The organism is Streptomyces sp. NPDC002793 (genome assembly GCF_040295485.1).
In the GTDB taxonomy this organism is placed as follows: Bacteria; Actinomycetota; Actinomycetes; order Streptomycetales; family Streptomycetaceae; genus Streptomyces.
In genome coordinates this window covers 1-19,239 of sequence record NZ_JBEOVL010000017.1, presented here as the reverse complement: position 1 = coordinate 19,239, position 19,239 = coordinate 1, and the positions used below count along the sequence as shown (strand labels likewise).

The 19,239-nt window shown below is 73.1% G+C and carries 10 protein-coding genes; 2 read left to right on the top strand and 8 right to left on the bottom strand.

Annotation, left to right across the window (positions count from 1 at the left end; all coding sequences use genetic code 11):
* Positions 1 to 54 precede the first annotated feature (54 nt).
* The 8 genes from ABT001_RS18445 to ABT001_RS18410 all read right to left on the bottom strand — a co-directional run bounded on the left by ABT001_RS18445 (position 55) and on the right by ABT001_RS18410 (position 16,433).
* Entirely contained in the window at positions 55 to 1,455 is a 1,401-nt protein-coding gene (locus tag ABT001_RS18445; RefSeq protein WP_351278379.1) for a DHA2 family efflux MFS transporter permease subunit, read from the bottom strand.
* Complete coding sequence (locus ABT001_RS18440) at positions 1,452 to 11,453, bottom strand: non-ribosomal peptide synthetase (RefSeq protein ID WP_351278377.1); 10,002 nt, start codon at positions 11,451 to 11,453, stop codon at positions 1,452 to 1,454. The genes ABT001_RS18445 and ABT001_RS18440 overlap by 4 nt, the downstream gene beginning before the upstream one ends.
* A gap of 1 nt (position 11,454) precedes the next feature.
* A complete protein-coding gene (locus tag ABT001_RS18435) occupies positions 11,455 to 12,240 on the bottom strand; it encodes an ABC transporter ATP-binding protein (protein ID WP_351278375.1) in 786 nt (261 codons plus the stop codon).
* Positions 12,237 to 13,178, bottom strand: a complete 942-nt coding sequence (locus ABT001_RS18430) for a FecCD family ABC transporter permease (protein ID WP_351278686.1) — start codon at positions 13,176 to 13,178, stop codon at positions 12,237 to 12,239. The genes ABT001_RS18435 and ABT001_RS18430 overlap by 4 nt, the downstream gene beginning before the upstream one ends.
* Positions 13,179 to 13,228: 50 nt before the next feature.
* Positions 13,229 to 14,254, bottom strand: a complete 1,026-nt coding sequence (locus ABT001_RS18425) for a FecCD family ABC transporter permease (RefSeq protein WP_351278373.1) — start codon at positions 14,252 to 14,254, stop codon at positions 13,229 to 13,231.
* The gene (locus ABT001_RS18420) at positions 14,251 to 15,252 is read right to left on the bottom strand and encodes an ABC transporter substrate-binding protein (RefSeq protein ID WP_351278371.1); all 1,002 of its coding nucleotides are present in this window, start codon (positions 15,250 to 15,252) and stop codon (positions 14,251 to 14,253) included. Before ABT001_RS18420 ends, ABT001_RS18425 begins: the two co-directional genes overlap by 4 nt.
* 96 nt (positions 15,253 to 15,348) lie before the next feature.
* Positions 15,349 to 16,197: a siderophore-interacting protein gene (locus ABT001_RS18415; RefSeq protein WP_351278368.1), complete on the bottom strand. Its 849-nt coding sequence runs from the start codon at positions 16,195 to 16,197 to the stop codon at positions 15,349 to 15,351.
* Positions 16,194 to 16,433: a phosphopantetheine-binding protein gene (locus ABT001_RS18410; protein ID WP_351278365.1), complete on the bottom strand. Its 240-nt coding sequence runs from the start codon at positions 16,431 to 16,433 to the stop codon at positions 16,194 to 16,196. Before ABT001_RS18410 ends, ABT001_RS18415 begins: the two co-directional genes overlap by 4 nt.
* Before the next feature lie 286 nt (positions 16,434 to 16,719).
* Here ABT001_RS18410 and ABT001_RS18405 point away from each other — a divergent pair, with 286 nt between their 5' ends.
* Both ABT001_RS18405 and hisD read left to right on the top strand, forming a co-directional pair.
* Positions 16,720 to 17,658 carry a LysR family transcriptional regulator gene (locus tag ABT001_RS18405; RefSeq protein WP_351278363.1) on the top strand — a complete coding sequence of 313 codons (939 nt, stop codon included), beginning with the start codon at positions 16,720 to 16,722 and terminating at the stop codon, positions 17,656 to 17,658.
* Between the two features lie 105 nt (positions 17,659 to 17,763).
* Entirely contained in the window at positions 17,764 to 19,125 is a 1,362-nt protein-coding gene (hisD, locus tag ABT001_RS18400) for a histidinol dehydrogenase (protein WP_351278360.1), read from the top strand.
* The last annotated feature ends 114 nt before the right edge of the window (positions 19,126 to 19,239 follow it).

The following is a 19,239-nucleotide window of genomic DNA, read 5'->3' as shown; positions in this document are numbered from 1 at the left end:
CTTCGCCGAAGAGCGTACGAGTGCCGCACCGGGCCCGGTGCGGGCGGGGGCGCGTCATCGCTTACCGGCCTGGGTGCGGGGCAGTCTCGTGGCCCCGGCGGCGGCCAGCAGGCAGAAGCCGAGCACCCACCAGAACGTGTCGGCGAACGCCGAGGCCACGTCAGGACCACGGACGGACAGCCGGCTCTCCAGGACCACGGCGAGGGCTGCGGTGCCCACCGAACCGCCCACCGTGTTCAGCAGGTTGAGCGCTCCGGACGCGCGGGGCAGCTGCTCGGGCTCGATGCGGCTGTAGACGATGTTCATGACGGGCGCGCCGACCATCGCCATCCCGAGGCCGCGGACCGCGAGCGCCGCGGCGATCGCGGCGTCCGGGACGTCGTGCCCGAGTTGGGTGAAGGGGACCGTTCCCGCCAGGATCAGCACGATGCCGGTCACCACCAGGGTCCGCGGCGCGACCTTGTCGATGGTGCGGTTGACCAGGACCGATCCGGCGGCCGCGCCCAACCCCTGCGGGGCGAGCAGGAGCCCCGCCTCCCAGGGGGTGAGCCCCCTGCTCGTCTGGAAGTACAGCGGGAGCAGGAACATGGTGCCGAACACCGACGCGCCCAGGACCAGCAGCGCGAGGGCGGCGGCGCCGAAGGGCGGCCGGGCGAACAGCCGGGGGTCGACCAGCGGGGTGCGGCGGGTCCGCAGCCCGTGCACGGTGAAGCCGGCCAGCATCGCCAGCCCCACCACCACACCGGTCACGGCCGGGAGGGTACGGCCCTGGGCCACCTCGGTCAGCCCGTACACCAGCACGGCGAGGCCGGGCGAGAGCAGCAGGGCCCCCCGCAGGTCGAACGGCGTGCGCCGTGTCGACGGCGGCACCACGGGCACGTAGCGGCGGGCGAGCAGGACGGCGATCCCGCCGATCGGCAGGTTGATCAGGAACAGCCACGGCCACGAGGCCACCCCGAGGACGGAGCCGCCGACCAGGGGGCCGAACACCGGTGACAGCAGCGGGACCACGGCGACCACGCTGATGACCCGCCCGGTGCGGCCCCGCCCCGCGATCCGGGCCAGCAGCGCCTGCCCGGTCGCGGGCAGCAGCCCGCCGCCGAGGCCCTGGATCACCCGGAAGACGATCAGGCTGGTCGCCGACCAGGCCAGTGCGCACAGGACGGAGCCCAGCAGGAACACGCCCACGGCGACGAGCCAGGTCCGGCGTCCGCCGAACCGGCCGGCCAGCCAGCCGGACGCGGGGACGGCGGCCACCACGGCCAGCAGGTACGCCGTGGTGACCCACTGGATCTCCGCGACGGACGCGCCGAACTCGTGGGTCAGGACGTCGATCCCGACGCTGACGATCGTGCCGTCCAGCGTGGCCATGAACGTGCCGAGCACCAGGATGAACGCGACCCGCAGCAGGTCCCGGTCCACCCGTTCGGCAGGCGGTGCGACGTCCTTGCTCATCGGTCCTCCAGGAGGGCGAGCACGTCCTCGTCGAGGTGCTCGTCCAGCGTTCGGAGCAGGTCGAGCAGCTCCTCGGCGAGCCCGTCGACGTCCGCGCCGGACCGGTGGGCGAGCACACCTGTCCACCCGTCGCCCTCCGGCATGACCGTCAGGGTCACCGGGTGGTGCGTGGCCTCACGGAAGCGGGTGCCGACGACCGTGAGCCCGGGGGCGGGTGCGCGGAGGCGTTCCGGATCGACCGGGTAGTTCTCGAACACCACCATGCTGTCGAACAGCCTGCGCCGGCCGGTCAGGCGTTCCAGGTCGGACAGGGCGACGTGCTGGTCGTCGACCAGGGCCCGCTGCCGCGCCTGGAGGGCGGCGAGTGTCTCGGCGAGGGTGCCTTCGAGCCGTGCGTGCACGGGGACGGTGTTGGCCAGCAGCCCGATGATCTCCTCGACGCCCTCCAGCTCCGGGGGACGGCAGGCGACCATGGCGCCGAAGCAGACGTCCGTACGGCCGGAGCGCCGGGCGAGCAGCACGGACCAGGCGCCCTGCACCAGTGTGTTCGGGGTGAGACCGCGCCGTGCGGCGAGGCGGGTGAGGCCGGCCACCAGCGCCGGGTCGAACGCGATGACCTCGGGTGCCGGCCGTTCCGGTCCTGGGGCGTGTTCCGGGAGTCCCGCGCTCAGGTAGTCGCCCTCGGGCAGTCCGTCCAGCTCCGCCGCCCAGGCGGCGAGGTCGGGCTCGTGGTCGGCGCACCAGCGCAGGTAGTCGGAGAACGGCACGGGTGCGGGCAGGGCCGGTGCCACGCCGCGTATCCGGGCCGTGTAGAGGGCGAAGAGTTCGGTGAGGACGCGCGGGGCGGACCAGCCGTCGGAGAGCACGTGATGGGTGGTCAGGACCAGGTCGGCGCGCTCCGGGCCGAGCCGGATCACGGTGAGGCGTACCAGGGGGCCCCGGCCGAGGTCGAAGGACTCGGACAGGTCGGCGGCCAGCACCTCCTCGGCAGGCCCGTCGGTCACGCGGAAGTCCGGCCGGGGCGACGTGGGGATCACCGCCAGGGAGGCGGGGAAGACGGCGCCCAGGTTCGGGTGGCGGTCCAGCAGGTCGCCGCCCGCCGCGCGCAGGGCATCGATGTCGAGCCGGCCGACGAGGGAGAACGCCGACTGCACGGTGTAGGGGTCGGGGTGTTCGGTGCGCGAGTGCCGCAGCATGACCTCCTGCAGCGGGGTGAGCGGCTGCACTTCGGAAACCTGCCGGCCGGGCCCGAGCTCCGTGATCTCCGCAACGGCGGCGGTGCGCAGGAGCGCGGTCCGCAGATGCTCGGCGAACTCCTCGATCTCGGTGGCGGTGAACAGCGCGGAGGGCCACGTGATCCGGACCCCGAGCACGTCGTCGCGTACGAGGGCGTTGACCATCAGGCTGTGGGGCAGGGGCATCGCGTCGGAGCCGCCCGAGCCGAGCGGATCGGCGTCCGGGGGTGCCTGCCACGGCGTCTCCCGGTCAGGGGCGCCGGGATAGCGGCCGAGGTAGTTCCACGCGACCTCCGGTTCCACGGGGTCGAGCAGACCCGCCGCGGTGAGTACGCCGTGGCCGAGGCCGTCGCCCTGGGCGCGGAGCCGTTCCCTGACCGCCCGTACGTCGTCGTCGGCGTCGAGCAGGACGGGGTGGACGGCGGTGAACCAGCCGACGGTCTGGGACAGGTCGACCTGGCGCGGGCGGCCGTGGCTCTCCAGCGCGACCAGGAGGTGCGGTGTTCCGCGCCATGCCCGTACCGCCTGGGCGAGTGCCGTCAGCAGCACGGCGTCCGGTGTGGTGCGGTGAGCTGCGGGCAGGGTCGTGATCAGGGCGCGGGTGGAGTCGGCGTCGAGCCGGATCTCGTGGTGCGTCGCGGTGGCGACGGTGTCCGTGGCTGGGTCGAGCGGACGGGCGAGTGCCGGGGTGGCCGTCATCCGCTGCCAGTGCGGCAGTTCGGCGCGCCGGTCGGCGTCGTGCAGGGAGCGCGCCCAGCCGAGGAACGACTGGCCGTGCCGGGCCAGTGCTTCGCCGGAGTGGGCGTGTTCCACGTCGTCGAGCAGGACGCGCCAGGACACGCCGTCGACGACCAGGTGGTGGGCGACGAGGACGAGCCGGCCGGGCCGGTCCGGACCGGCGTCCACCCACACCGCGCGCAGCAGCGGACCGGTGCGCGGGTCCATCGAGGCGCGGGCCTCCGCGGTCGCGGCGTCGGTGGCGGCCCGTAGATCGCCGTCCGCCGGTACGCGGGTGAGGACGTCGGCCCCGGTCACCCGGCCGACGGCCGGGATGCGCAGCACGTCTTCGGCCAGGTGGGCGCGCAGCACGTCGTGCCGGGCCAGCAGCGCGTCGAGCACGCCCTGCCAGGCCGTCTCGTCGCCTCCTGCCGGGACGCAGATCTCCACCCACTGGCAGAAGCCGTCGGCCGCGGAGCCGGCGCGGCGCAGCAGGTCCCGCATGACCGGGGTCAGCGGCGCGTCCCCGACGGCGGGCGCTTCGGCGCCGTCGAGATCGCGGGCGCGGGCGGCGATCCCGGCGACCGTCTCTCCTTCGAAGACGTCGCGCGCGTTCAGTCCGAGTCCGTGGCGCCGGGCCCGGGACACCACTTGCAGCGACACGATGCTGTCGCCGCCGACGGCGAAGAAGTCGTCGTCGAGGCCGATGCCGTCGGTGCCGAGGACCTCGCGGAACACGCCGAGCAGCACCGCCTCGGCCTCGGTGGCGGGTTCGCGGCGGGCCGCCGCCGTGATCTCGGGAGCGGGAAGTGCGGAGGCGTCGAGCTTGCCGCCGGGGCCGAGCGGCAGCCGGTCGATCGTGACGAGTGCCGTCGGCACCATGTGGTCGGGCAGCTGCTCCGCCAGGTGGGCGCGGAGCTCTGCGGTGTCCGTCACGGCGTCGTCCTTGGGGATGACGTAGCCGACGAGCCTGCCCTCGCGCATGAGCACGGCGCAGGCGCGTACGTCGGGATGGGCGGTCAGGGTGGACTCGATCTCGCCCAGTTCGACGCGGAAGCCGCGGATCTTGACCTGGTGGTCGGCGCGGCCGAGGAACACGAGCTGCCCGTCCGGGCGCCACCGCACGAGGTCGCCGGTGCGGTAGAGGCGTTCCCCGGGCGGGCCGAACGGGTCGGCGACGAACGTGGCGGCGGTCAGGGCGGGCCGGCCGAGGTAGCCGCGGGCCAGGCTCGGGCCTCCGAGGTACAGCTCGCCCGTCACGCCGACGCCGACCGGCTGGAGGCCGCCGTCGAGTACGTACGCACGGACGTCGGGGTCGGGGCGGCCGATCGGCAGCGGTCCGGTGTCGTCCGGGTCGTACCGCCAGAGGGTGGAGTTGATCGTGACCTCGGTCGGGCCGTAGGCGTTGAACAGCGCCCTGCGTCCCTGGCCCCAGCGTCGTGCGAGTTCGGGGTCGAGGCGCTCGGCGCCGACGACGAAGAACACGTCGGGGTCGACGGTGCGGTCGTCGGGCATGGCGGCGAGGAACGAGGGGAGCAGGTTCACCCCGGTCACCCGGTGCTCGACGATGTAGTCGAGGAGTTCGTCGCCGGGGACACGCACCTCCTCGGGTGCGATCACGGAGGTGCCGCCGGAGAGCAGCGGCACCATGGTCTGCCAGAACGCGACGTCGAAGCTGGTCGACGCGAAGTGCAGGTAGCGGTCGTGCTCGGTGATGCCGACGACCTCTTCCTGGAGCGCGATGAGGTCGGGCACGCCGCGGTGGGTCACGCCGACGCCCTTGGGCCGCCCGGTGGTTCCGGAGGTGTAGATGACGTAGGCGAGGGCGTCCACGGTGAGTGCGGCGCGTGCCTGCGCCGGGTCGGTGTCCGGCATCGACGCGAGCGTGGCCGGGTCGTCCAGCCGCAGTACGGGGACGTCGCGGTCCACGGGCAGTTCGGCGCCGGTGGTCACGGCGGCGGCCGGGACGATGTCGTCGAACATGTAGGCGAGCCGCTCACGCGGGTAACTCGCGTCCATGGGTACGTAGACGGCGCCTGCCTTGACCACACCGAACAGGGCCACGGTCATCTCGACATCACGTCCGAGGAGGACCGCGACCGGGTCCTGGGGCCGGACCCCGCGCGCGATGAGCGCGTGGGCGAGCCGGTTGGCCCGCCGGTCCAGCTCGGCGTAGCTGAGACTGCGGTCCCGGCAGACCAGGGCCTCGGCGTCGGGCTTGCGGCTCACCCAGGCGGCGAACTCGTCCAGCCAGTGGCCGCGGGTCTTCGCCGCGACGGTCTCGGTGCCGGTGCGCAGCATCCGGTCCCGCTCGTCGGCGTCGAGCGCCGGCAGCCGGACGGCGGGACGTGCGGGGTCGTCGACGATCTCCTGGAGGAGGTGGTGCAGCCAGCGGCCGTAGTCGCGCACGGTCGGCCCGTCGAAGGCCCGCGGCTGGTAGCCGAGGCCGATGGTGATGTCGTCGCCGGGGATCACGATGACGGTCAGCGCGTAGTGGGTGGCGTCGGTGATGTCCACCCCCGTGAGGTCGAGCCCGGGGGCGAGCGGGGTGCGGTTCCGGCTGGAGAGGGGGAAGTTCTCCATCACCAGCATGGTGTCGAAGAGTTCGCCGATGCCCGTCGCACGCTGGATCTCGGGCAGACCGACGTGGTGGTGCTCGGTCAGGGCGATGCTCTCGGCGTGCACCTGGGCCATGAGGTCGCGCGCGGTCGTGTCCCGGGTGTGCCGGACGCGTACCGGGATCGTGGTGCCGAGCTGGCCGATCATCGACTCCACTCCGTCGACCTCGGCGGGCCGCCCGGAGACCGGGCAGCCGAAGACGACGTCAAGGCGGCCGGTGAGCCGGCCCAGGAGCAGTCCCCAGGCCGTCTGGAGCACCGTGGTCAGGGTGACACCCTCCGCGCGGGCGAAGGCGCGGAGCCGGTCGCTGAACTCCCTTCCGAGGCCGACGGTCTCGCGGCCCGGGCGCTCGATGCCGCTCCCGCCGGCGAGGGCGGGTGCCAGCCGTGTCGCCTCGTCGACACCGGCGAGGGCCTCCCGCCAGGCGGTGAGCGACACCTCCCGGTCCCGGCCGGCCAGCCACCGGAAGTACTCCGACAGCGGCGGGGCGGTGGGTGCGGCGGGACCGCCGCTGAGTTCGGCGTAGAGAGCGAGCAGGGTGCGGCCGACCAGCGGCATCGACCAGCCGTCGAGCAGGGCGTGATGGTTGGTGATCACCAGCTTGTGTTCGGCGGGCCCGACGCGGGACAGCAGGAAGCGGATCAGCGGCGACCGGTTCGGATCGAAGGGGCGTTCGAGATCGGCGCGCGCGGCTTCGGGGAACCGGTCGTCCACCCGCCAGTCCAGGGTGACGTCGGCGGGGATCACCTGCACCACGTCGTCCCCGGCCGTGCCCAGGTACACGCGCAGGGCCGGGTGGCGGCGCAGCAGTTCGCGTGCGGCCTCGGCCATGCGGTCCGGGTCCAGCTCGCCGACCAGGGTGGTCACGGCCTGGACGACGTAGACGTCGGCCTCCGCGTCGTCCCGGACCAGGGTGTGGAAGGACAGTCCGACCTGCAGGGGCGTGGCCGGCAGTACGTCGGCGATGCTGCCGGTGCGTTCGAGGGCGTCGATGGCGCTCTGGTCGAGGTCGAGGAGCGGGAGGTCGGAGGGGGTGAGCCCGCCCGTGGTGTGTGACGCGTGCGCGGCCAGCAGGTCCAGGGCCTCGGCCCAGGCCGTCTGCAGGGCCGCCACGACGTCGGTGCCGAGGACTCCGGTCGCCGCCGTCCACTCGACGGCGAGCCGGGGCGCGCCGTCCTCGTGGACGAAGCAGTTGAGGGCCAGCACCTGTTCCAGGGCCTTGGCGTCGGGCTCGGTCACCGAGAAGGCGTCGTGCTCCGGCAGACGCCATCCGGTCGCGGCCAACGGGGCGAAGCGGCCGAGGTAGTTGAGCAGGACGTCCGGGGGCGGGGTGGCCGAGAGTTCGGCGGCCGTACCCGGGTCGAGGTGGCGCAGGACGCCGTAGCCGACGCCGCCGTCGGGGACGCCGCGCCTGGCCTCCTTGGCGGCGCGCAGGGCCCGCCCCACGTCGTCGGACGCGGGGACGCGGACCGGGTACTCGCTGGTGAACCAGCCGACCGTACGGGCCAGGTCGAGGTGTTCGCGGCCGTGGCCCTCCATCGAGACGGTGATCTCGTCGCCGGACAGGCCCCAGCCCCGCAGGGCGAGCACGAGCGCGGCCAGCAGGACTTCGTCGACCCCGGCGCGGTAGGCGGCGGGCAGGGTCGTCAGCAGCGCCTCGGTGACCTCGGGCGTGGCGACGGTGACCGAACGGTGGGCGGTCGCGACCGTGTCGCGCGCCGGGTCGAGCGGTCGGGCCCCCAGCCGGGAGGCAGAGGCGAGCGCGGCCCGCCAGTGGCCCAGTTCGCCGCGTCGCGCACCGGACGTCCCCTGGCCCGCGAGCAGCAGGGCGTGCCGCCGCCAGGACGAGCCGACCGGTTCGAGGGCGCCGCCCGTGCAGGCCGTGTGCAGGTCGGGCAGCAGGACGCGCCAGGACACCCCGTCCATGGCGAGGTGGTGCACGACGACGACCAGCCGGTCCGGCGTCCCGTCACCGGTACGGAGCAGGGCGGCCCGCAGCAGGTCACCCGTCCTTGGGTCGAGCTCCCCCGCCAGCCGCCGGGCCGACGCGGTCACGTCCTCGCCGCGTACCTCCTCGACGACGGCCCGGACCACGCCGCGGGGCAGCACCTCCAGGCCGTCCGCGATCCGCAGCCGCAGGGCGTCGTGGTGGTCGAGCACGGTCTGCACGCCGGTGACCAGGTCGTCGAGGTCCAGGGCGTCGACGCCGAGGGCGGTCCACTGCGCGTATCCGGCGACGACGTCGACGTCCGGGTGGGGGTCGAGGAGACCTCGTACGATCGGCGGCGCGGGCACGGAGCCGATCGGGTCGTCGTACGGCTCGGGCACGTCCTCCAGCAGTTCGGCGGAGGCGGCCAGCGCGGCGAAGCTGCGGCGTGCCAGCAGGTCCCTCGGCCGCAGTCCGAGGCCTGCGGCACGCAGCCTGCTGCTGACGGTGATCGCGGTGATGCTGTCGCCGCCGAGGGCGAAGAAGTCGTCGTCCACACCGACCCGCTCGACCTCGAACGCCTCGGCGAGTACGGCGCAGAGCAGGCGCTCCCGCTCCGTGCGCGGTTCCCGGCCGCCGCCGGCCGCCGCGGGCGCGGGCAGGGCGGCGCGGTCGAGCTTGCCGTTGGGCGTGACCGGCAGCGCGGTCAGCACCACCACCGCCGCGGGCACCAGGTGGTCGGGCAGCCGCTCGGCGAGCCGGGCGCGCACCTCGTCCCCGGTGACCGAGGTGGACACGACGTAACCGATCAGCCGGGACGACAGCACCCTGGCCGCCGCCGCGGTGACCCCGGGGACCGTCGCGAGGGCCGCCTCGACCTCTCCCGTCTCCACCCGGTGCCCACGGATCTTCACCTGCCCGTCGCCCCGGCCGCCGTACGCGAGACCCCGGCCCGGTATCCACCGGGCCAGGTCGCCGGTGCGGTACATCCGCTCGCCCGGCGCGCCGAACGGGTCGGCGACGAAGCGGTCGGCGGTCGCGCCGGGCCTGCCGAGGTAGCCGCGCGCCAGGTGCGGCCCCGCCAGGTAGAGCTCACCCGTCGTACCGGGGGGTACCGGCTGCAGCGCGCTGTCCAGCACATAGGTCCGGGTGCCCGCGAGCGGGTGGCCGATCGTCGGCTCGCCGTCGTCGATCCGCGCGGTGGTGCTGTCCACGGTCGCCTCGGTCGGCCCGTAGATGTTGCGCGCGGTCGTCCCCGACCCGGCTATCCGCCGCCACAGGGCGGGCGGGGTGGCTTCTCCGCCGAGTACCAGCAGCTTCGGCCGCCGCTCCAGCAGGCCGCCCTCGACCAGTGGCAGGGCCATGGAGGGGGTGGTGTCCACGACGTCGATGCCGTCACGGTCGTACGCGGCGAGCAGGGCGTCGGCGTCGCGGATGGTCTCCGCGTCGTAGACGTGCAGTTCGTGCCCGCACAGCAGCCACACCAGGTGGTCGAAAGCGGAGTCGAAGGCGAAGGAGTAGGTGTGCGCGACGCGCAGTCGGCGGCCCGCGGCCTGTGCGGCCTCGGCGACGACCGTGGACCGCTGGTGGTGCAGCAGGCCGGCCAGTCCGCCGACCCTGCCGAGCACCCCCTTGGGGCGTCCGGTCGACCCGGAGGTGTGGATCACGTAGGCGAGGTGCTCGGGGTGCCGGGGCGCGGCGAGTTCGCCGGCCCTCAGCGGTGCGCCGGACATGCGCCCGGCCTCGCCGAGCAGGGTGGTCCACGGCAGTCCGTCGAGCGTGCCGTCGGTCACCACCAGCGCGGGGCGGGTGTCCTCGATCAGACCGCGCAGCCGCTCGGGCGGGTACGCCGCGTCCAGGGGCAGAAAGGCGGCGCCCGCGTCCATCACGGCCAGCAGGGCGGTCACCGTGTCGGCGGAGCGCGGCAGTGCGAGGGCGACGACGTCGTCGGGTCCGATACCGTGTGCCCGCAGCGCACGTGCCAGGCGGTGCACCCGGCCGGCGAGTTCCGCCGCGCTCAGCCGTTCGTCACCACAGACCAGGGCGGTGTGGCCGGGGCCGGCTGCGGCCATCGCGTCGAGCGCGGTGGGTACGTCCATCGGCGTGCCGGGCAGCGCGGGCGGGCACCAGGCCGCCATGAGGCCGTCGACGTCGTCCGTCATCGCGATCTGTCCGACGGGCCGGCCGTCGACGAGCGCGGTCAGCAGGGTCCGCAGCCCGGCGAGCAGGCTGTCGACCGCCGCCTGGTCGTGGGTCCTGGCGTCGACCTCGAAGCCGAGCAGCAGCCCGCCGTCGCGGGTCGGCAGGACGCTCAGGCCCATGTCCTCGGGCGGGCCGCCCGCGACGTTGCGCATCACACCGCCGGACCCGGCGAAGTCGATCGCCAGGTCGAACGCCTTGAGGTTGATCCCTCGTCCGTGCAACAGCGCGCCCGCGCCGGGCACGCCGAGGTCCTGCGGCAGGTCCTCACCCCGGTAGCGCTGGTGGTCGCGCATCTCGCGCATGGCGGAGGACACCCGCCGGCTCAGCTCACCGAGCCGGTCGCCGCCGCGCACGGTCACCCGCAGCGGCAGCACGTTGACCGCCATGGCGGGGGTGCGCAGCTCGACGGAGCCGGCCCGGCACATCAGCGGCAGCGCGAACACCACGTCGGTGCGGGCCAGCATGCGGTGCAGGAAGGCGGCGTAGCCGGCGATCAGCGCCTCGCCCCAGGTGACGCCCTCCCCGTCGGCGAACTCCCGCAGGCGGGCGGTCTCCTCGGGGGTGAGGACGGCGCGGGCGGTCAGGGTCCGGTCCGGCACGCCGTCGGCGGTGCCGGGGTCGCCTTGGGGGCCGTCGTGGGAGCCGAGTTCGGGGAGCGGGGTGAACCGCTCGACCCAGTACGCGCGGTCCTCGGCGAACCGGTCGCTGTCCCGGTACGCCCGGTCGGCGGCGACGAGCGCGGCGAAGGAGCCGAAGGTCGACCTGGCGGGCTCCTCGCCCCGCACCAGGGCGGTGTAGCGGGCGCCGGTGCGGCGGGCGAGCATCGCGGCGGTGTAGCCGTCGAAGACCAGGTGGTGGCCGAGCTGGGTGTACCAGACCTCGCGGTCGGAGAGCCGGATGACGGTCCGGGAGTAGAGCGGCCGGTCCACCATCCCCCGGCATTCCTCGCCGGCCCGCGCCCGCTCGGCGTCGACGAGCGCCTCGGCGGCGGCCGTGGGATCGGGAGCCGCGCTGACGTCGATCACCTCGGGCCGCCGGACCGGCTCCTCACCGACTCGCTGGCGTGGGCCTTCCGGAGTGTCGTACACCCGCAGGCGCAGCGTCTCGGCCTCTTCCGTGGTCGCCCGGACCGCCTCGGCCAGTGCGTCGACGTCGACCGGCTCGGTGCCGGATATCTCGACGACGTCACCGACGACGTAGTACGGCGAGTCCGGCTCCAGGCGCTGTGCGTTCCAGATACCCAACTGGGCGCGGGTCAGGGCGAGAAGGCCGTCCGAGGCCACGCTTGCGGTGCTCAACTTACTCTCCTTGCAGTGTGGGGACGACCATCGGCGTGCCGGTCACCGGGTCGGGGACGATGACGCTCGGCAGGTCGAAGACGTCCTTGATCAGCGCGGCGTCGACGACGGCGCCCGGGACGCCCTCGGCGACCACCCGGCCGTCCCTCATGGCGACCAGGTGGTCGGCGAACCGGCACGCCTGGTTGATGTCGTGCAGTACGGCGATCACCGTGCGGCCCTCGTCACGCAGCCGTGCCAGCAGGCCGAGCAACTGGTACTGGTGGGTGATGTCCAGGAACGACGTCGGTTCGTCGAGCAGCAGGTAGGGCGTCCGCTGGGCCAGCACCATGGCGATCCACACCCGCTGCCGCTGTCCGCCCGACAGCTCCTGCACCGGTCTCCCGGCCAGGTCCTCGACGCCGGCGGCGGCCATCGCCCCGGTGACCGCCTCCTCGTCCTCCGGCGACCACAGGGCCAGCATGGACTGGTGCGGGAAGCGTCCCCGGCTCACGAGCTGCCGGACCTTGATGTCCTCGGGGGCCATGGGGTCCTGCGGCAGGAAGCCGAGTTGCTTGGCCAGCGCCTTGGGCGCGTAGTCGCCGACGGCACGGCCGTCGAGCTCCACGTGTCCGGCCTCCGGGCGCATCAGCCGCACCAGCGCGCGCAACAGGGTCGATTTACCACAGGCGTTGGGGCCCACGATGGCGGTGAACGCGCCGTCGGGGACGTCGAGGTTCAGCCGTGTGGACACGACTCGGTCCCCGTAGCGCAGGGTGATCTCCCGCGCGGTCAGGCGTGCGGTCATGCGCGCCTCACCTCCTTGGTCAGCAGCCAGATCAGATAGCAACCGCCGATCGCGGTGCTCACCACTCCCACGGGCAGCGCGACGGGCGCCAGCAGCATCTGGGCGAGCAGGTCGGCGCCTTGAAGCAGAGCGGCTCCGGTGAGCGCGGCCGGGAGCAGGGGTACGCCGGCCGCGCCGGCGAGCCTGCGGCCGATCTGCGGGGCCGCCAGGGCGATGAAGGCGATCGGCCCGGCGACCGCGGTCACCGTGGCCGTGCAGCCGACGCCGACCAGCACCATCAGGAGGCGCAGCCGGTTGAGCCCGACGCCGGTGGTGGCCGCGACCGCGTCGCCGAGCGAAGCCTGGTGCATGGCGTGCGCCCGTGCGGTCATCAGGATCAGCAGCACGGCGATCAGGGCGAACGGGATGCCCAGGTCGTCCCAGCCCACACCGTTGAGCGAGCCCGCGCTCCAGCCGACGGCGGCGATCGCCACCTCCAGTTCGGCGCGCAGCACGATCCACGAGTTGACCGCGGTCATCATCGCGTTCACCGCGATGCCGATCACCACCAGACGCAGCCCGGAGAAGCCCCGTCGGAACGCCAGCAGATAGATCGCGGCCGCCGCGAGCAGCCCGCCGAGCACGGAGCCGGCGGCCAGTTGGGCGGACGTGCCGGACAGTACGGTGATGGCGACCAGGGCGCCGGTGTAGGCGCCCGCGTCGAGCCCGATCACGTCCGGGCTGCCCATCGGGTTGCGGGTGAGGTTCTGGAAGACGGCTCCCGCCACGCCGAGCGCGGCGCCGAAGACGAGCCCGGCCAGCACCCGCGGCAGCCGCCAGTCCGAGATCACGACGGAGCGGTCCGCTCCGGTCAGTACGGCGAAGACCTCTCCGGGGGAGGCCCAGGACGCCCCGTAACAGAGCCCGATCAGGCTCAGGCACAGCATCAGGGCGACCATGACCGCGGTCAGTACGACCGTGCGGCGTTCGACCTTCGGTGTGAATGTGTTCACAGTGATCCCGCCCCGTAGCGGCGAACCGCCCAGATCAGCATGGGGCCGCCGAGGAACGCCGTCACGATGCCTACCGGCACCTCACCGGTCGGCAGCAGCACCCGCGAACCGATGTCGGCGACGAGCAGCAGAACGGGCCCCACCACCATCGTGTAGAGCATCAGCCAGGGCACCGAGCCCGCCGCGGGCTTGCGGACCAGGTGCGGCACGATCAGGCCGACGAAGAGGATCGGGCCTGCCACCGCCGTGGCGGCCCCGCAGAGCACGGTGATCAGCACCAGCGCTCCGGCCCTCACCCGGCCCACTCCCGCGCCCAGGGTGTGCGCCACGTTCTCCCCCAGCGCGAGAGCGTTGAGCGCCCGGCTCAGCAGCAGCGCCCCGGCGAGGGACACCACGATCGCGGCCAACGGCAGTGCCGACGAGGCCTGTTCGCGGGCCGCCAGCGAACCGACCGACCAGAAGCGGTACATGTCGAAGACGTCAGGCACCATCAGACGCAGGCCGAGCGCGACCCCGTTCAGCACCGCGGTCAGGGCGACGCCCGTGAGGATCAGGCGCAGCGGCGAGCTCCGGCCCACGGCGGCGACCAGCAGCGCCGTGAGCACGGATCCGACGATCGCGAACCCGAGCTGCCCCGTCTGCCCGGCGGCCAGTCCGAGTGCCGAGCCGACGGTGACGGCGAATCCGGCACCCGCGGTGACCCCGAGGATGCCGGGCTCGGCCAGCGGGTTGCGTGCCAGCGTCTGGATCAGCGCGCCGGCCACCGCGAGGGCCGCGCCCACGGCGACGGCCAGGAGCGCCCGGGGGGCTCGGACGTCACGCACGATCACGTGGTTGTCGGTGCCCTGGTAGTCCAGCAACGCGCGTACGACCTCGCCCGGCGGGACCGGGCGCGCGCCGACGCCCATGCTGAGCACCGCGACCGCCACCAGCAGGACCAGCCCGCCGACGAGCAGGCCGGCCTGCGGAAGTGCGGCACGCGTGGCTCCGGCCCGCTCGGACGCGCGACCCGCGACGGTCACTGCTTCAGCAGCGGAGCGAGCGACGTGTCGATCGCGTCCAGGGTGTTCAGGGCCGACCCGTAGGTCGCGGCCTCGGTGTAGCGGATCGGGAAGGTCTTGCCGGCCTTGACTGCGGGCAGGTTCTTCCACAGCTTGGAGTCGAGGACGTACTGGACCGCCTCGGAGACGCTGCCGTCGGCGTTGACGGAGTAGGTCAGGGCGTCCGCCTCGGCGAACGCGTCCGGGAGTTCCTCGATGGACGGGTACTCGCTGACCGCGGCGGAGCCGGGGCCGGCCTTCTTGACCTTGCCGTAGTACGTCGCACCGAGGTCCTCGGTGATGTTGGTCCCCCACGAGCCGCCGAACTCCCGGTGGAAGTTGCCCTTGGCGACCTCGCCGTACGCGCCGACGTGTCCCAGCTCGAGCTGGGGCAGCACGTCCGCGTACTTCGTCTTCAACTCGGCGGCCTTCGCCTCGTACGCCTTCTGTCCGGCGTCGAACTCCTCGAGGGCGCCCGCCGCGTCGGCCTGCTTGCGGGACAGGTCGCGCCAGGCGGACGGCAGGCTCGGGCCGATCGCCACGACGGGGGCGATGGTCTCCAGTCGCTTGACGTCGATGTCGCCGAGCACGGGGGCGGGCACACCGATGACGATGAGGTCGGGCTCGGCCTCGGCGATGGCCTCGTAGTTGGTCTCGGCCGCCTGCTCACCCGCGACCTTGGTGAGCTTCTTGTACTCGGCCAGGTCCTCCTCGCTCATCATCGGCTCGCCGCGCTTCCACGACGAGATCCCGACCAGTGGAGCGTCGGCCTCGATCAGGGCGGGCACGGCGTAACCGGTGGCCACCACACGCTTCGGGTCGGCGGGGATGGTGATCTTGCCGTTGTCAGCGGCGAACACCCGGGTCCTTACCTTCTCCGAGGTGTCCGACGCACCACCCTCCGACGAGGATCCGCACCCGGCCAGGACCAGAGCCAGCGAGACGGCGCCGACGAGGCCGGACGTTCTGCGTATGGACATGCGATGCTCCCTGCTGCGATTTAGGTAAGGCTAACCTTAGTAGATGACTTCACGCCAGGACACCCCGGCCTCGGCAACGGACCCGCTTCCGCCCGGTCAGTGGCCGTCCTCGTCGAAGTCGGACACACCGCGCTTCCAGTAGCCGGTGATGTCGTGGTCGGCCTTCTCCAGCCCCAACTCGTCGCGGACCCAGCGGCGCAGCGGCTTGATCTGCCCCGCCTCGCCCGCGACCCACACGTGGACCCGCTCACCCTCAGGCACCGTCACCCCGGTCACGGCCCGCGCCAGGGCGTCGGATCCGGCCGGGAGTTCAGCGCTGTGCAGCCAGCGCACCTCTACGCCCTCCGGCGCGGACAGCTCGATCTCCTGCGTGGCGTCGGCGACCTCGACGAACGCCCAGCCCTTCGCGCTCCGGGGCAGCTCCTCCAGCCGGCGTGCGATGGCCGGCAGGGCCGTGAGGTCCCCGGCGAGGAGGTAGCGGCCGTAGGAGTTCGGGACGATCAACCCGCCGGGCGGCCCCGCGAGGTGCATGACCGCGCCCGGTGCGGCCTTCCGCGCCCAGTCCGACGCGAGGCCGCCGTCGTGCAGGGCCACGTCGATGTCGATCTCGCCCGCGACCGGGTCGTACCGGCGCACGGTGTACTGGCGCGAGCGGAGCACCGACCCGGCCCAGCGCAGCATCGTCCCGTTCGGCTCGGGCAGCCGCAGCACGCCGTCCTCGTCCGGGAACAGCAGTTTCACGTGCTCGTCCGGCGCGTGCGCCTCGAACCCCTCGGCGCCCGGCCCGCCCAGGGTGACCCGCAGCAGACCGGACCCGACCATGACGGTGCGTACGACCTCGGTCTTCCGGATACCGATCGGGTATCCCACCTTCTCGGCACGCAGACCCGCCCGGACCTCCGCGATCCGGTCCAGGTGCCGGTCACGGTCATCGGCCGGGCTCATACCGACCCTCCCGTCAGGAGCTCGGTCCAATGGGCCAGTTCGGGCCGCTCGGCCAGATCGGGGAAGTCCAGCGTGGCCGCACCCGCGGCGCGCCAGCGCTCGACCAGGACCATGGTCCGCACCGAGTCCAGGCCGAGGTCGGTCAGATTGTCGTCGGGCGCTATCTCGGCGGGGTCACACCCGATCAGTTCCGCGACATCGGCGCGGATCCGTTCGGGCGACAAGGGCTGGTTCATCGAAAGACTCCTGAAAGGGCGGACGCCGGCAGAGCGGTCGGCGATCGGCGATGGTGGCGTTCATGACGCCACAGCACCTGGCGGCGCACGGGGCACCGGGGCACGGTGTTTCGCGGGAGGGAAGGGGGGTTGAGCACGGCGGCCCCGGCGAGCGCATCGCCACCCCGCACGTCCGCAGTCAACGCGCAATCCCTCCTCACCCGCACGAACACAGGAGAGGCTAACCTAACCTAACGTCTGCCGGTGCGGGGTGCGGGCCGCCCGCGCGGCTTCTTAGGGTGCAGGCATGCGCAGAACCACTTCACCGGGCAGCATGACCCTCGTCCAGCTGAGGGCTTTCGTCGAGGCAGAGCGGCTCGGGTCGTTCACGGCCGCCGCACAGGCCATGGACATCGCCCAGGCGTCGGCCTCGGAACTCGTCCGTCGACTGGAGGCGGAGCTGGACGCCGAGCTGTTCCTCCGCGGCAGCCGCACGCTGAGCCTGACCTCCGCCGGGCAGGAGCTGCTCCCGTACGCCCAGGAGGCGGTGGGGGCGGCTGACGGCGGGGCCCGGGCCGTACAGTCGCTCGGCTCCCTGGGCGGTGGCACCGCTACGTTCGGCGTGCTGCGCAATGCCGACTACTACCTGCTCTCCAACCTGGTGCAGATGTTCCACGCCCGGTATCCGGCAGTCCGTGTGCGGCTCGTGGGACAGAACTCCGCCGAGACCGCGCTGGCCGTCATGACGGGGCAGATCGAGGCGGGTCTCGTCGTCCTGCCGATCGATGACGAAGGGCTGTCGGTGACCCCGCTCATGCGCGACGAGGTTCACTACGTCAGTGCGAGCGCCGAACGGACCACCGCCCCGGTCACCATCGAGTCCTTCGCCCGGGCGCCACTCGTGCTGTACGACGCCCACTACGGGTGGAAGGACCCGACCCGACGGCAGATCGCCGAGCGCGCCCAGCTCGCCGGGGTCCGCGTCGATCCCCTGATCGAGCTCGAACGCGTCGAGGCGGCACTGGAGTTGGCCGCGGCCGGAGTCGGCGACACCATCGCCAGCCGGGCCGTGATCGCCAGCCCCTCCTTCCCCGCGGGCCTGCACACCACCCCTTTCTCCGAGCCCCTGTACGACACCATCGCCCTCGTCAGGCGCTTCGGCCACCCCCTCTCGCGCGCCACCCGCGAGCTCGCCCGCCTCGCCGAGGACACCATCCGCGAGCTGGGCCACGGCCTGATGCCGTGACCGGGACTGTGGCACAGGTGGCACAGGTGACACAGGAAAACCCTGTACCAGACGCAGGAACTGCCCCTCTAGCCCTGTGCCGGAGTCCCGTCTACCGTCCGGGGTATGCAGATCACGCACGACGAACAGAAGACCCTCGCCCCCTTCCAGTGGCTGAAGAAGCCGGCGGTCGACGGCCCTCCCGCCCAGCGCGACCCCAAGGTGGTCGAGCGCGTCTCCCAGATGCTCAAGGAGATCGAGAGCAAGGGCCTGGACGCCGTCCGCTCCTACGGTCAGGAGCTCGACGGCTGGTCGGGCGAGCTGGAGATCGGGGCCGCCGAGCTGAAGAAGTCGGGGGACGCCCTGCCCGCCGACGTCCGCACCGCCCTGGAGATGGGGTACGAACGCACCCACCGCTTCGCCACCGCGCAGCGCGAGCACCTGACCGACTTCGAGATCGAACTCGCCCCCGGCGTGGCGGGCGGACAGCGCTACGTCCCGGTGTCCCGGGTCGGCGCCTACCTCCCCGCGGGCCGCTTCCCGCTGCTGGCCAGCGCCTTCATGACCGTGGGCGTGGCGAAGACCGCAGGTGTTCCCACCGTGGTGGCGTGCACTCCCCCGTCGGGTGAGCACGGCGCACACCCGGCCGTGCTCTACGGCGCCTACCTGTCCCGGGCCGACCGGGTCTTCGCCGTCGGCGGCGTACAGGCTCTCGGCGCGATGGCCTTCGGCCTGCTGGGCGAGGCCCCGGTCGACATGCTGGTCGGCGCGGGCAACGCATTCGTCACCGAGGCCAAGCGGCAGCTCTTCGGTCAGGTCGGCATCGACCTGCTCGCCGGTCCGTCCGAGGTGGCGGTCATCGCCGACGACTCCGCCGACCCGGTCTGGGTCGCCGCGGATCTGCTCGGCCAGGCCGAGCACGGCCCCAACAGTCCTGCCGCCCTCATCACCACCTCCGAGAGGACGGGCCGCGCGGTCGCAGCCGAGATCGACCGTCAGCTCGAAACGCTCGCCACCCGGGACATCGCCGGGCCCGCCTGGCGCGACTTCGGATCCGTCATCGTCGTACGCGACCGGGAACAGGCGGTCGCCGTGTCGGACATCCTCGGACCGGAGCACCTGGAGATCCAGACCGAGGACGACGACTACTACCTGCAAAACCTCACCAACTACGGTTCGCTCTTCCTGGGCCCCTGGTCCACCGTCGCGTACTCGGACAAGGGCATCGCCGGCACGAACCACGTGCTGCCGACCGGCAAGACCGCCCGCTACAACGCCGGCCTGTCCGTCTCCCGTTTCCTGAAGCCGCTGACGTACCAGCGGGCGGCCGAGGCGGGTACGGCCTCGCTGGCGCCGGCCGTCGAGCGGATCTCGGCCTTCGAGGGCCTGGCCGCACACGGTGCGACCGCCACGCTCCGCATCGACCGGATCGGCCGTACGTCCGGTGCGTTCGACGCCGTACCCGAGGCGCTGCGCGAACAGCTCTGATCCCTCCCGCTCCCGGCACGGCGCCGCTCCGCGCGGTCCTGGCGGACATCCCCGCCACGCACCCGCTGCGGGGCGTCATCCACGCCGCGGGGACGCTGGCGGACAACCTCGTCG

What these genes read in the sequence shown, in the direction of transcription:
- ABT001_RS18445 (WP_351278379.1), bottom strand. Translation starts at nt 1,455, where the DNA reads ATGAGCAAGGACGTCGCACCGCCTGCCGAACGGGTGGACCGGGACCTG.
- ABT001_RS18435 (WP_351278375.1), bottom strand. Translation starts at nt 12,240, where the DNA reads ATGACCGCACGCCTGACCGCGCGGGAGATCACCCTGCGCTACGGGGAC.
- ABT001_RS18430 (WP_351278686.1), bottom strand. Translation starts at nt 13,178, where the DNA reads ATGGTCGCCCTGATGCTGTGCCTGAGCCTGATCGGGCTCTGTTACGGG.
- ABT001_RS18420 (WP_351278371.1), bottom strand. Translation starts at nt 15,252, where the DNA reads ATGTCCATACGCAGAACGTCCGGCCTCGTCGGCGCCGTCTCGCTGGCT.
- ABT001_RS18415 (WP_351278368.1), bottom strand. Translation starts at nt 16,197, where the DNA reads ATGAGCCCGGCCGATGACCGTGACCGGCACCTGGACCGGATCGCGGAG.
- ABT001_RS18410 (WP_351278365.1), bottom strand. Translation starts at nt 16,433, where the DNA reads ATGAACCAGCCCTTGTCGCCCGAACGGATCCGCGCCGATGTCGCGGAA.
- ABT001_RS18405 (WP_351278363.1), top strand. Translation starts at nt 16,720, where the DNA reads ATGCGCAGAACCACTTCACCGGGCAGCATGACCCTCGTCCAGCTGAGG.
- hisD (WP_351278360.1), top strand. Translation starts at nt 17,764, where the DNA reads ATGCAGATCACGCACGACGAACAGAAGACCCTCGCCCCCTTCCAGTGG.